Genomic DNA, 12,407 nt, shown 5'->3' with positions numbered 1-12,407 from the left:
TTTTTAAGCTCCACGACTGACGCCCGCTCCACATCGGCCCGCCTTGACGCGCGCCGCCGCTGCTCCTTCAATACCTGTCAGAACCCGTCTTCGACGACCAGACTGTCACGCGCGCCGTTGCACTTCGTACACGTCGAGACGTGCGTTCAAAGGCATCGGCACACGCCGCGCGCACGTGCCGGCACGGGCATGGACGGTGCTTGCCCCGCTCCCGCCACCGCGTCATTGCGGACGATCCAACGAGGCCACGCCACTTGCAGGAGCCAGGATGCGAGCCAATCCCCTTTCCATCATCAGCGACGAACTCATCCCGACGTTATTGCCCGACACGCCGGGCGCGCCCCATGTCAGATCCCGCGAGGAGGTTACGGCCCTCCCGCCCGACGCCGAATATGACGAACTCGCCGCGTTCCACGGCATCGAGCAGGAGCGCCTGGTGTTGCTCCATCCGGGCAGTCACGGCGCGCCGCCGGCCTGGCCCGCCGAGCGTTACGCCGATCTCGCCGACCAGCTCGCCGCCGATGGCTGGCAGATCGCCATCGTCGGCGATGCGCCCGATCCCGTGCGCACGGCCGGCGTGCTGGGCGCGATGCAGACGGCCGCGCTGTTCCTGGCGGGCGCGGTCGCGCCGCGCGTGCTGCCGCGCCTGATCGCCCATGCGCGTTTGCTGGTGTCGGACGACGCCGCGCCGGCGTCCTCGACCGCCGCGTCGCCGGTCGCCATGGCCCGCGCGCTCGGCACGCCGCACATCGTGCTCGCGGAGCACCCGCGCGCCGAGACCGGCGACCCCGCCAGCGACGCCATCACGACGCACGCCCGCGCCCTCCTCTCGGACGCGGGCGGCGCGCATCCGGGCGCGCCTTTCACGCTGCACATGCCGGTTGCACCTCAATCCGCGTGACGAGGCCGTCCGCGCGCCGAACCGTCTTTCGAGGGACATCATGAAAATCGACCTGCAGACCAATCCCGTTCCGGATCCTGTCGCGGACCCGAACCGCGATCCGGAAGCCGATCCGCTGACGCCGCCGTCGCCGGGACATCGTCCGGACGAACCGCAGCATCCCGACGCTCCGCCGGACAAGGATCCGATCCGCCGCTTCTGAACACGCCCGGAGCCCGCGGGTTTTCCCCGCCCTCATGACGCCGCCGCGCCTGCCGTAAAGCGGGCATGCGGCGGCACGCGCCGTCGCAACCGACAACACCAAGAGGCGGCAGGCGCACATATGAACAGAATGACGTTGAACAGGAAGCTCGGCTCGCTGATCGCCGTGCTGTGGATCGGCTTGATCGCGATCGGGGTTATCGGGGCGTGGCAGAACCGGTCGTCGATGATCGAGGACCGCAAGGAACAGTTGAAGACCCTCGTCAACGAAGCGCACGCCATCACCGCGCACTACGCCACGCTCGCGGCCGACAAGACCCTCACCGAAGAAGAAGCCAAGAAGCGCGCGCTGGACGTGGTCGGCGCGATCCGCTACGGCGCGGACGGCTATCTCTCGATCAACGATTCGCATCCGAAAATGGTGATGCATCCGATCAAGCCGGCAATGAACGGACAGGACCTGTCGAGCTACACGGACCCGGCGGGCAACCGCCTGTTCGTCGATATCGTCAAGGCCGGCGATCAGCCGGGCGGCGGCTTCATCAGCTACCTGTGGCCGAAGCCGGGCAACGACAAGCCGGTCGGCAAGATGTCCTACTCGCAGCGCTTCGCGCCGTGGGACTGGTACATCGTCACCGGCATGTACATGGACGACGTGCAAAGCGCCTTCTGGGCAAGCGCACTGCGCTGGCTCGCGATCACGGCCGTGCTCGGCGGCATCGCGACAGCCGCGATGCTGATCGTCCTGCGCAGCATCCGGCGCAATCTCGGCGGCGAACTGGAACTCGCGGTCGGCGCGGCGCACCGCATCGCACGGGGCGACCTGACGAGCGCCGTCGACGTGCATCCGAACGACACCACCAGCCTGCTGCACGCGCTCGGCCTGATGCAGCGCGGTCTGGTCGAAACCGTCTCGCGCGTGCGCAACGGCACCGAGAACATCAACGTCGGCGCCTCCGAAATCGCGGCGGGCAACACGGATCTGTCGCAGCGCACCGAAGAACAGGCAGCCGCGCTCGTGCAGACCGCGTCGAGCATGGACGAGATGACCGCCAACGTGAAGAACAACGCCGAAAGCGCCGCACAGGCCGCGCGCCTCGCCGAGCAGGCAGCGGACGTCGCGACGCGCGGCAGCGGCGTCGTCGATGACGTGATCGACACGATGACGCGCATCACCGCCAGCTCGCGGCAGATTGGTGACATCATCGGCGTGATCGACGGCATCGCGTTCCAGACCAATATCCTCGCGCTCAACGCGGCCGTGGAAGCCGCGCGGGCGGGCGAACAGGGCCGCGGCTTCGCGGTCGTCGCGGCGGAAGTGCGCAGCCTCGCGCAGCGTTCCGCCACCGCCGCCAAGGAAATCAAGGCGCTGATCGAAACCTCGACGCAGACGGTGGAACGCGGCGCGTCGCTGGTGTCGAACGCGGGCGCGACGATGGGCGAGATCGTCCAGTCGGTGCGCCGCGTGAACGAGATTCTCGACGAGATCAGCCACGCGTCGCGCGAGCAGAGCGCGGGCATCGAGCAGGTGAACCGCGCGGTGGTCGAGATGGATCAGGTCACGCAGCAAAATGCCGCGCTGGTCGAACAGGCGGCCGCCGCCGCACATTCGCTGAAGGATCAGGCGGATGTGCTGCGTGAGGCGATCGGCAGTTTCAGGCTGCCTGCCTGAGGCTGCCTGCCTGAGGCGAATCAGATCGGTGAATAGCGCACGACATGTCGTGCGCTTTTTTTCGTTCAGCGCAGGAAGCGGTCGATCACGTCCGCGAGCACGTCGAAGGCCGGCGCGATGTCCTCGTCCGGCACGCACGCATAGCCGATCAGCAGGCCCGACTCCGCTTCCGGCCGATGCGCGTAATACCCCGACAGCGGCCGCACGACGATATTCGCGGCCAGCGCCGCCGCGGCCACGGCGCGATCGTCGATTTCCTTCGGCAGCCTGAGCACCAGATGCAGCCCGGCATCGCCGCCGGCGATGGCAAGCGTCTCGCCATAGCGCGCGGCGATGGTGGCGAGCATCACGTCGCGGCGCTGGCCATACAGCACCCGCATGCGCCGGATATGCGACGTGAAGTGTCCCTGTTCGATGAACTCGGCCAGCACGGCCTGCTGCAACAGCTGTCCCTCGCGATACAGCTCGGCGCTCGCGGTCGCGAAACTCTCCGCGAGCGCTTCCGGCACGACCACGTAACCCACGCGCAATCCCGGGAACAGCGTCTTGCCGAAGCTGCCGACGTAAATCACCTGCCCGCCCGTGTCCATGCCTTGCAGCGAGGCGAGCGGACGGCTGCCGTAGCGGAATTCGCTGTCGTAATCGTCCTCGATGATCCAGCAGCGGTGCTGGCGCGCGTATTCCAGCAGCATGCGGCGGCGCGCGAGACTCATCACCATGCCGAGCGGATACTGGTGCGACGGCGTGACGAGCATCAGACGCGGCGGCGCGGTGAGATCAGCGGGCGTCGGCGCGATGCCTTCCGCATCGACTGGAATCGCCTTCAGGTCCAGTCCTGAAACCTGCAGCACGCTGCGCACGCCCCAATAGCAGGGATCTTCGGTCCAGATGGTGTCGCCGGCGTCGGCGAGCAGGCGCGTGGCGAGATCGATCGACTGATGAATTCCGGTCGTCACGACGATCTGTTCCGGCGTGCAGCGCACCGACCGCGACGTACGCAAATAGTCCGCGAGCGCATGGCGCAGACCGGCGTGGCCGCCGCCGGGCGCATATGTCAGCAGATCGGCCTGCGGACGGCGCCAGTATTTGGCGTGCAGCCGGTTCCATACACGCGACGGAAACCGCGACACATCCGGCACGCCCGGCATGAACGCGCCGCCTTGCCGCTTCGAGACGCCCGCGCCCGCGATCAGCCGCGCACCGCGCGTTGAAAGCGCCGGTTGCTCAGCCTCGATGGCGGACGGCATGGCGGCGGGCGGCGCGTCGTCGAAGAGGATTTCGTCGGGCGCGCCGTCGGTGACGAAAGTGCCGCGCCCCGTCGCCGACGACACATAGCCTTCGATGGCCAGCTGCTCGTAGACCTGCGTCACCGTATTGCGCCCGATGCCCAGCTCCGCCGCCAGCAGCCGCGACGACGGCACCTTCGCGCCCGCCGCGAGCTCGCGCGTGAGGATCGCCTGCTGGAGCAGCCGGTGCAGTTGCCGGTACACAGGCTGGCCATTGCCCCGCTCGATACGCTGGGCCAGCCAGTCCGACAACACGCTGGCACGATTGGACATCCGATTGGCCCCTATAGATTTATTGAAATGGCTCTGAACTTAAGGGCCAAATCTTACTATAGTCATCGCATCGTCCCTTAGGCCATCTGGCCTGCCGGACTGTCCCCTCGCAGCCGAAACGCCCCGTCCGTCCAAGGAGATCCCCGTGAGCACCCCCGTCAAGAACGCAGACCTGCAAGCCCGCAAGAACGCCGCGACCCCGCGCGGCGTCGGCGTCATGTGCGATTTCTATGCGGCGCGCGCCGAGAACGCGGAACTGTGGGACGTCGAGGGCCGCCGCTTCATCGACTTCGCGGCGGGCATCGCCGTCTGCAACACCGGGCATCGCCATCCGAAGATCGTCGAGGCGATCCGCGCCCAGCTCGACTGCTTCACCCATACCGCGTACCAGATCGTGCCTTACGAGTCGTATGTGTCGCTCGCCGAAAAGGTCGCCGCCCGCGCGCCCGGCGCATATCCGAAGAAGACCGCATTCTTCACGACCGGCGCGGAAGCCGTCGAGAATGCCGTGAAGATCGCGCGCGCCGCGACCGGCCGTCCGGGCGTGATCGCCTTCACCGGCGGCTTCCACGGCCGCACGCTGATGGGCATGGCGCTGACCGGCAAGGTCGCGCCGTACAAGATCGGCTTCGGACCGTTCCCGTCGGACGTATTCCACGCACCGTTCCCGAATCCGCTGCACGGCGTCTCGGTGGAAGACTCGCTGCGCGCCATCGAACATCTTTTCAAGGCCGACATCGAAGCCGCGCGCGTCGCCGCGATCATCTTCGAACCCGTGCAGGGCGAAGGCGGCTTCTATCAGGCGCCGGTGGAATTCGTGCGCGCGCTGCGCCGCCTCTGCGACGAGCACGGCATCCTGCTCATCGCCGATGAAGTGCAGACCGGCTTCGCACGCACCGGCAAGCTGTTCGCGATGGAGCACTACGGCGTCGCGCCGGATCTGATGACCATTGCCAAGTCGCTCGCGGGCGGCATGCCGCTGTCGGGTGTGGTCGGCCGCGCGGAGATCATGGACGCAGCCGCGCCCGGCGGTCTCGGCGGCACCTATGCGGGCAATCCGCTGGCGGTGGCGGCGGCGCACGCGGTGCTCGACATCATCGACGGAGAAAAGCTGTGCGAGCGCGGCGCGGCGCTCGGCGACAAGCTGAAGGCCAAGCTGGAAGCGCTCAAGGCCGACGTCCCGCAGATCGCCGATGTGCGCGGCCCGGGCGCGATGGTGGCCGTCGAGTTCTGCAAGCCCGGCACGCATGACGCCGACGCCGCCTTCGCCAAGCACGTGCAGACGAGCGCGCTGGAGCGTGGCTTGCTGCTGCTCGTGTGTGGCGTGTATTCGAACGTGGTGCGTTTCCTGTTCCCGCTCACGATCCAGAACGAAGTGTTCGACGAAGCGCTGGGCATCCTGGAAGACGTGCTGACGGAAACGGTCGGCGCCACGGTTTGACGATCGAACGCATGATTGACACACGCTCCCGATCAATCGCAACGGATTCGCAGAAATGAGCCTGAAAGATCAACTGAAAGACCCGACCTTGCTGCGTCACGCGGCCTACATCGACGGCGAATGGCAACAGGCCGACAACGGCGCGACCTTCGACGTGGTGAATCCCGCGACGGGTGAATCGCTCGGCGCCGTGCCGAAGATGGGCACGGCCGAGACGCGCCGCGCGATCGATGCAGCGAACGCCGCCTGGCCCGCATGGCGCAAGAAGACCGCGAAGGAACGCGCGGCTCTGATGCGCAAGTGGTTCGACCTGATGACGGAAAACGCCGACGATCTCGCGCTGATCCTCACCACCGAACAGGGCAAGCCGCTCGCCGAGGCCAAAGGCGAAATCGGCTACGCGGCGTCGTTCATCGAATGGTTCGCGGAAGAAGGCAAGCGCGTGGCCGGCGATACGCTCGCCACGCCGGCAGCGGATAAGCGCATTGTCGTGACGAAGGAACCCATCGGCGTGTGCGCGGCGATCACGCCGTGGAATTTCCCTGCGGCAATGATTACTCGCAAGGTCGGTCCGGCGTTGGCGGCCGGTTGCCCGATCGTCGTGAAACCGGCAGAAGCCACCCCGTTCTCGGCCTTCGCGATGGCCGTGCTGGCCGAACGCGCCGGCATTCCCAAGGGCGTGCTGAGCATCCTCACCGGCGACCCTAAAGCCATCGGCGAGGAAATGACCGGCAATCCGATCGTGCGCAAGCTTTCGTTCACCGGCTCCACCGCCGTCGGCCGGTTGCTGATGGCGCAAAGCGCACCGACGGTCAAGAAGGTCACGCTGGAACTCGGCGGCAACGCGCCCTTCATCGTGTTCGATGACGCCGATATCGATGCCGCAGTCGAAGGCGCCGTCGCTTCGAAGTATCGCAACAGCGGCCAGACCTGCGTCTGCACCAACCGCTTCTACGTCCACGAAAAAGTCTACGATGCGTTCGCGCAGAAACTCGCTGCGGCAGTCGGCAAGATGAAAGTCGGCAACGGCACTGAAAGCGGCGTCGTGCTCGGACCGCTGATCAACGAAGCGGCCGTGAAGAAGGTTGAATCGCACATCGAGGACGCGCTCTCGAAAGGCGCTTCACTGATATCCGGCGGCAAGCGCCACGCACTCGGCCACGGCTTCTTCGAGCCGACCGTGCTCACGAACGTCACGCCGGACATGAAGGTGTCGAAGGAAGAAACCTTCGGGCCGCTCGCGCCGGTCTTCAAGTTCAGCTCCGACGAAGAAGTCGTGCGCATGGCCAACGACACCGAATTCGGTCTGGCCGCCTACTTCTACAGCCGCGACATCGGCCGCGTATGGCGCGTGGCCGAAGCGCTCGAATACGGCATGGTGGGCATCAACACCGGTTTGATTTCGAACGAAGTCGCACCGTTCGGCGGCGTCAAGCAATCCGGCCTCGGCCGCGAAGGCTCGCACTACGGCATCGATGACTACGTCGTCATCAAGTATCTGTGCATGGCGGTCTGATCGCACGCCGGTCAATTCGATGCGCGCAAGCCTCGGCATTCCGGTGCCGGGGTTTTTCTATTCTGCACGGCCCACATGGCGCGTCCCGCCGCGCCGGACGGCGTCCCGCGCACCGAACCGGTAGAATCGGTTCCCTATCCGGCGCGGGCACTCGTGCCCGGCGGCGCGGGCGCTCAATAGCCCACGCCCGCCGCTTCATCGATCTTCCAGGGGCGCTATGCGACGCTCGGCTTTCTTCATCCGCTTCATTGGCATCGGCATTCTGTTTCACATCTATGTCGGCGTGCGGCTCATCCCGGACGCGCCGGTCGGCCTGCCGCTCAAGGTGCTGGCCGCGGCGCTGCTGGTGGCGTCCGTGATCCTGATTCCCATCGGCATGGCCGCGCGCTCGCTCGAAACCCAGCCGCTCGCCGATCGTCTCGCCTGGTTCGGCCTCACCGCGCTCGGCTTCTTTTCCTCGCTACTGCTGCTGACGTTCGCACGCGACGTCATGCTGTTCTGTGTCCACCTTGCTGACTGGCTGCGCGGCGTGCCGGTCGGCTCGCCCACGCTGGTGGCCCGCAGCGCGCTGATCGTTCCGCTGCTGGCCGTGCTGTCTTCGGCAATCGGCTTCTACAATGCGCGCCGTCGCGCGCCGGTGGTGGACGTGGACGTGCCCATCGAGAATCTGCCCGCCGCGCTCGATGGCTTCACCATCGTGCAGATCAGCGACATCCACGTCGGGCCGACGATCAAGCGGCACTACGTGGAACGCATTGTCGCCGCCGTGAACGGACTTCAACCCGATCTGATTGCGGTGACCGGGGACGTGGTGGATGGCTCGGTGCCCCATCTCGCCGACCACACCCGCCCGCTGGCCAAACTGAGCGCGCGTCATGGCGCGTTCCTCGTGACCGGCAACCACGAGTACTACTCCGGCGCCGACAAATGGATTGCGGAGTTCCGCCGCCTCGGCCTCAACGTGCTGCTCAACCAGCACGTGGTGCTGGACCACGACGGCGCGCAGGCCGTGGTCGCCGGCGTGACGGACTACGGCGCGGGCAGCTTCGATCCCGCGCACCGCAGCGATCCGGCCCAGGCGATCAGCGGCGCACCCGCCGACGCCGCCGTACGCGTGCTACTGGCGCACCAGCCGCGCAGCGCGACAGCCGCCGCCGACGCAGGTTTCACGCTGCAACTCTCCGGACACACGCACGGCGGACAGTTCCTGCCGTGGAACTTCTTCGTGCGCCTGCAGCAGCCCTTCGTTGCCGGGCTGGTGAAGTTCAACGGACTGTGGGTCTATACGAGCCGCGGAACCGGCTACTGGGGACCGCCGAAGCGCCTGGGCGCACCTTCGGAAATCACGCGGATACGACTGGTTCCCTCGGCAGCGACGTGATGCTTGACGCCTGACGCTCGGAAAGGCGTGACAAGTTAAACAATGTGAAGGTGGACACGCGCCGCATGGTGCGACGCGCGTCCTGCGCTCGGGGAAAGCGCTGCATTCGAACAGGGGTAGAACGAATGCGCCCGACTGACAGGCGGGGTCCCGTCAACCGGTTATGGCAAGTTACGGGAACGCCGGTGTCAGGGCCATACGAATAATCCTAAAAACAGCCGGCGCCCTTCCTCAAGCCGCCAACTTCACGCCAGCGCCGCCAGCACTTGCTGCGTCGAGCGAATCCGGCCCATGCGCGGAAAGATGAAACGACAGGTCGATTCATGCGTCGCGGCGTTCAGATCGCTCATCGCGTCTTCGACGAAGATCTGCTGATAGCCGCGCTCGTGCGCGCCGCGCGCGGTCGAATCGACGCCGATGGCTGTCGCGATCCCGCCCAGCACGATCGTCTCGATGCCGCGCCGCCGCAGATGCGAATCGAGATCGGTGTTGTAGAAGGCGCCCCACTGCCGCTTGGTAACGATGATGTCGGACGGCTGCACGGCGAGTTCCGGACACAATTCGCTCCAGCCGGCTGGCTCGGGTGCCTCCTGCGCCTGGCCCGCATCGGTGATCGGACGCAGGCCGCCCGGCCCGTTTGGAAATGCCACCTTGACGAGCACGACCGGCGCGCCGAGCGCGCGGAAGCGGTCCGCGAGCGCGCGCGCATTGGCCAGCACGCTGGGCGAATCGTGCGGCTGCACGGGCAAGGCGGCGATGCCCGCCTGGAGATCGATCAGCACGAGCGCGGTTTTCGCGGCGACAAGCTTGAGTTCGGGTGCGTTCATGAAAGGGAGCAAGAAGGAAGAATGGAGTGAATCCGCGATGTCAGGCGTCTTCCTGCCTGAAATCGAGCGCCGCGCCGTTCATGCAATAGCGCAGCCCGGTGGGCTTCGGGCCGTCGTCGAACACGTGGCCGAGGTGGCCGCCGCAGCGCCGGCAATGCACTTCGTTGCGCATGTGGCCGGCGGCATCGGCGTGCGTCGCGACCGAGCCGTCGAGCGGCTTCCAGAAGCTCGGCCAGCCGGTGCCACTGTCGAACTTGGTCGCCGATGAAAACACTTCGAGCGCACAGCCCGCGCACCGGTAGGTGCCCTCGCGGCGCTCCTTGAGCAGCGGACTGGCGAACGGCGCTTCGGTGCCGCCGCGCCGCAGCACGCGGAATTGCTCGGCGGAAAGACGGCGGCGCCAGCCGGCCGCGCCGTGATCGATCTCGTAGGCCAGCGCGGGCGCGGAACGCGCGGCGCCGCTCGCGAAGAAGCCGGTCATCGCGCCCAGAACATGCCGCTTCGTGCGTTTCATGATTTTCATCCGATGAACGCCCTCAATTCCGGACAACCCGTTCTGGCCGCAACCGACGCGCCCGGTCAGGTCTTGATCCGGTAACCCGTCTTGAAGATCCACGCGACGATCGCGATGAACACTGCCAGGAATACTAGCGTCATGCCGAAACTCACGCCCACCTGGACGTCGGCGAGCCCGTAGAAGCTCCAGCGAAAGCCGCTGATCAGATACACGACCGGATTGAACAACGCGACGGTCTTCCAGAACGGCGGCAGGATGTTGATCGAGTAGAAGCTGCCGCCGAGAAACGTGAGCGGCGTGACGATGAGCAGCGGAATGATCTGCAGCTTCTCGAAGCCGTCCGCCCAGATGCCGATGATGAACCCCAGCAGGCTGAAGGTCACCGATGTCAGCAGCAGGAACACGATCATCCAGAACGGATGGTCGATCCTGAGCGGCACGAACAGGCGCGCGGTCAGCAGGATGATGAGGCCCAGGATGATGGACTTGGTCGCCGCCGCGCCCACGTAGCTCACGACCAGTTCGAAGTACGAGACCGGCGCGGACAGCAGTTCGTAGATGGTGCCGGTGAACTTCGGAAAGTAGATGCCGAAGGACGCATTCGCGATGCTCTGCGTCAGCAGCGACAGCATCACGAGGCCCGGCACGATGAACGCGCCATAGCTGATGCCGTCCACTTCCGGGATGCGCGAGCCGATGGCCGCGCCGAACACGACGAAGTAAAGCGAGGTGGAGATCACCGGCGACACGATGCTCTGCATCAGCGTGCGTCCGGCGCGCGCCATCTCGAAACGGTAGATTGCGCGAACGGCATGAAGATTCATTTGGCTTCCCTGACAAGGCTCACGAAGATGTCTTCAAGCGAGCTTTGCGTCGTTTGCAGATCCTTGAAACGCACGCCGGCTTCGTCCACATGGCGCAGCAGCGCGATGATGCGGCCCGGTTCGTCGTGGGCGTCGTAGGTGTAGGTGAGTTCGCTGCCGTCCGCCGAACGCGCGAGACCATACGGCGCGAGCGGCGCGGGAATGGCGTCGAGCGGGGTGTCGAGTTGCAGCGTGAGCTTCTTCTGACCGAGCTTGCACATGAGTTCGCGCTTCTCTTCCACCAACACGATCTCGCCACGGTTGATGACGCCGATGCGGTCCGCCATCTCCTCCGCTTCCTCGATGTAGTGCGTCGTCAGGATGATCGTGACGCCGTTCTGCTGCAGCTCGCGCACGAGATTCCACATGTCGCGGCGCAGTTCGACGTCGACGCCGGCGGTGGGTTCGTCGAGAAACAGGATCTCGGGTTCGTGCGCCAGCGCCTTCGCGATCAGCACGCGCCGTTTCATGCCGCCCGAGAGCGTCATGATCTTGTTGTCCTTCTTCGCCCACAGCGACAGCGACTTCAGCACCTTCTCGACATAGGCCGGATTCTTCGGCCGGCCGAACAGCCCGCGGCTGAAGGACACGGTGGCCCAGACGGTTTCGAAGGCGTCCGTGGTGAGTTCCTGCGGCACGAGGCCAATCATGGCGCGCGCGGCGCGGTAGTCCGTGACGATGTCGTGACCGGCCACGGTGACCTGCCCTTCGCTCGGATTCACGATGCCGCAGACCGTGCTGATGAGCGTGGTCTTGCCGGCGCCGTTCGGCCCGAGCAGCGCAAAGATTTCGCCGCGCCGGATCTCGAGATTGACGTTCTTGAGCGCGTGAAAGCCCGACCCGTAGGTCTTGGACAGATTGGAAACGGTGATGATGGTTGGCATGGCACGGACGATAGCAGATCGGGCGCGATCCGGCTTGGTCCGCGGGGGTCGACCCGGGTCGTCCGTTCGGCCGATGTTCAGCGCATCTCGGGCTGCCTACAATGCACTGCTGATTGCACGGAGCCGACATCATGCTGTTCGAACAGATTCACACCACCTGCCTCAATGACGCGGACCTGCCCTGGGTGCCGTTCACGCCCTACAGCGAGCGCGTGCTGGTCAAGTACTTCAAGCTCGACCCGATCCGCGGCGAAGTCATCGCGCTGATGAAGGCGCCGCCGCGGGGCGAGATGCCGCGGCATCGCCACACGGGCACGGTGATCGTCTATACGGTGCAGGGGCGCTGGAAGTATCGCGAGCACGACTGGATCGCCGCGCCGGGCAGCATCGTGTACGAGACCGCCGGATCGAGCCATACGCCCGAGGCGCTCGCTGATGACGCCGCGCAGGACGACATCGTCACGCTCAACATCATCCAGGGCGAACTGCTCTTCGTGAACGAACGCGGCCAGGTGCTCGCCAGCGAAAACTGGGAGACCGGCTGGGATCGCTATGCGGCCTACTGTCAGGTAAATGGCATTGAAACCAGGGACCTGACGGCATTCGGCTAGGACCGACCGTTTGCTCGCTGGTTAGAATCGAACC

Annotated in this window: 12 protein-coding genes; 7 read left to right on the top strand and 5 right to left on the bottom strand. The window is 65.9% G+C overall.

The window, feature by feature from the left end:
• The first annotated feature begins 268 nt into the window (after positions 1–268).
• The 3 genes from QCE83_RS29230 to QCE83_RS29220 all read left to right on the top strand — a co-directional run bounded on the left by QCE83_RS29230 (position 269) and on the right by QCE83_RS29220 (position 2,774).
• Positions 269–901: a glycosyltransferase family 9 protein gene (locus tag QCE83_RS29230; RefSeq protein WP_309819432.1), complete on the top strand. Its 633-nt coding sequence runs from the start codon at positions 269–271 to the stop codon at positions 899–901.
• Positions 902–941: 40 nt separating this feature from the next.
• Positions 942–1,103: a hypothetical protein gene (locus QCE83_RS29225; protein WP_309819430.1), complete on the top strand. Its 162-nt coding sequence runs from the start codon at positions 942–944 to the stop codon at positions 1,101–1,103.
• Positions 1,104–1,232: 129 nt separating this feature from the next.
• Positions 1,233–2,774 (top strand): methyl-accepting chemotaxis protein, encoded by a 1,542-nt coding sequence (locus QCE83_RS29220; RefSeq protein ID WP_309821167.1) that lies wholly within the window; start codon positions 1,233–1,235, stop codon positions 2,772–2,774.
• 65 nt (positions 2,775–2,839) lie between these two features.
• On the opposite strand, the gene QCE83_RS29215 is transcribed toward QCE83_RS29220, so the two are convergent.
• Positions 2,840–4,333, bottom strand: coding sequence for a PLP-dependent aminotransferase family protein (locus QCE83_RS29215; protein ID WP_309819428.1), 1,494 nt, complete (start codon positions 4,331–4,333; stop codon positions 2,840–2,842).
• 145 nt (positions 4,334–4,478) lie between these two features.
• Between QCE83_RS29215 and gabT the strand changes: the two genes are divergently transcribed.
• From gabT to QCE83_RS29200, 3 genes are all read left to right on the top strand, one after another.
• Entirely contained in the window at positions 4,479–5,774 is a 1,296-nt protein-coding gene (gene gabT, locus QCE83_RS29210) for a 4-aminobutyrate--2-oxoglutarate transaminase (RefSeq protein ID WP_309819426.1), read from the top strand.
• Positions 5,775–5,829: 55 nt separating this feature from the next.
• Entirely contained in the window at positions 5,830–7,290 is a 1,461-nt protein-coding gene (locus QCE83_RS29205; RefSeq protein ID WP_309819423.1) for an NAD-dependent succinate-semialdehyde dehydrogenase, read from the top strand.
• Between the two features lie 217 nt (positions 7,291–7,507).
• Positions 7,508–8,671: a metallophosphoesterase gene (locus tag QCE83_RS29200; RefSeq protein WP_309819422.1), complete on the top strand. Its 1,164-nt coding sequence runs from the start codon at positions 7,508–7,510 to the stop codon at positions 8,669–8,671.
• Between the two features lie 245 nt (positions 8,672–8,916).
• Here QCE83_RS29200 and QCE83_RS29195 read toward each other — a convergent pair whose 3' ends face one another.
• Genes QCE83_RS29195 through QCE83_RS29180 form a run of 4 tightly spaced genes read right to left on the bottom strand, consistent with a single transcriptional unit; the run spans position 8,917 to position 11,762 of the window.
• Complete coding sequence (locus tag QCE83_RS29195) at positions 8,917–9,498, bottom strand: hydrolase (RefSeq protein WP_309819420.1); 582 nt, start codon at positions 9,496–9,498, stop codon at positions 8,917–8,919.
• A gap of 40 nt (positions 9,499–9,538) precedes the next feature.
• A complete protein-coding gene (gene msrB, locus QCE83_RS29190; RefSeq protein ID WP_309819418.1) occupies positions 9,539–10,021 on the bottom strand; it encodes a peptide-methionine (R)-S-oxide reductase MsrB in 483 nt (160 codons plus the stop codon).
• 56 nt (positions 10,022–10,077) lie between these two features.
• Positions 10,078–10,839 carry an ABC transporter permease gene (locus tag QCE83_RS29185; protein ID WP_309819416.1) on the bottom strand — a complete coding sequence of 254 codons (762 nt, stop codon included), beginning with the start codon at positions 10,837–10,839 and terminating at the stop codon, positions 10,078–10,080.
• A complete protein-coding gene (locus QCE83_RS29180) occupies positions 10,836–11,762 on the bottom strand; it encodes an ABC transporter ATP-binding protein (protein ID WP_309819414.1) in 927 nt (308 codons plus the stop codon). The genes QCE83_RS29185 and QCE83_RS29180 overlap by 4 nt, the downstream gene beginning before the upstream one ends.
• 131 nt (positions 11,763–11,893) lie before the next feature.
• Between QCE83_RS29180 and QCE83_RS29175 the strand changes: the two genes are divergently transcribed.
• The gene (locus QCE83_RS29175) at positions 11,894–12,373 is read left to right on the top strand and encodes a 2,4'-dihydroxyacetophenone dioxygenase family protein (RefSeq protein ID WP_309819412.1); all 480 of its coding nucleotides are present in this window, start codon (positions 11,894–11,896) and stop codon (positions 12,371–12,373) included.
• The last annotated feature ends 34 nt before the right edge of the window (positions 12,374–12,407 follow it).

Source organism: Caballeronia sp. LZ034LL (genome assembly GCF_031451215.1).
Taxonomy (GTDB): domain Bacteria; phylum Pseudomonadota; class Gammaproteobacteria; order Burkholderiales; family Burkholderiaceae; genus Caballeronia.
This window is presented reverse-complemented; position numbering and strand designations above follow the sequence as displayed.

Excerpts from the sequence above, each read along its gene's own strand:
- QCE83_RS29230 (WP_309819432.1), top strand. The coding sequence starts at position 269 with ATGCGAGCCAATCCCCTTTCCATCATCAGCGACGAACTCATCCCGACG.
- QCE83_RS29225 (WP_309819430.1), top strand. The coding sequence starts at position 942 with ATGAAAATCGACCTGCAGACCAATCCCGTTCCGGATCCTGTCGCGGAC.
- QCE83_RS29220 (WP_309821167.1), top strand. The coding sequence starts at position 1,233 with ATGACGTTGAACAGGAAGCTCGGCTCGCTGATCGCCGTGCTGTGGATC.
- QCE83_RS29215 (WP_309819428.1), bottom strand. The coding sequence starts at position 4,333 with ATGTCCAATCGTGCCAGCGTGTTGTCGGACTGGCTGGCCCAGCGTATC.
- QCE83_RS29205 (WP_309819423.1), top strand. The coding sequence starts at position 5,830 with ATGAGCCTGAAAGATCAACTGAAAGACCCGACCTTGCTGCGTCACGCG.
- QCE83_RS29200 (WP_309819422.1), top strand. The coding sequence starts at position 7,508 with ATGCGACGCTCGGCTTTCTTCATCCGCTTCATTGGCATCGGCATTCTG.
- QCE83_RS29195 (WP_309819420.1), bottom strand. The coding sequence starts at position 9,498 with ATGAACGCACCCGAACTCAAGCTTGTCGCCGCGAAAACCGCGCTCGTG.
- msrB (WP_309819418.1), bottom strand. The coding sequence starts at position 10,021 with ATGAAAATCATGAAACGCACGAAGCGGCATGTTCTGGGCGCGATGACC.
- QCE83_RS29185 (WP_309819416.1), bottom strand. The coding sequence starts at position 10,839 with ATGAATCTTCATGCCGTTCGCGCAATCTACCGTTTCGAGATGGCGCGC.
- QCE83_RS29180 (WP_309819414.1), bottom strand. The coding sequence starts at position 11,762 with ATGCCAACCATCATCACCGTTTCCAATCTGTCCAAGACCTACGGGTCG.
- QCE83_RS29175 (WP_309819412.1), top strand. The coding sequence starts at position 11,894 with ATGCTGTTCGAACAGATTCACACCACCTGCCTCAATGACGCGGACCTG.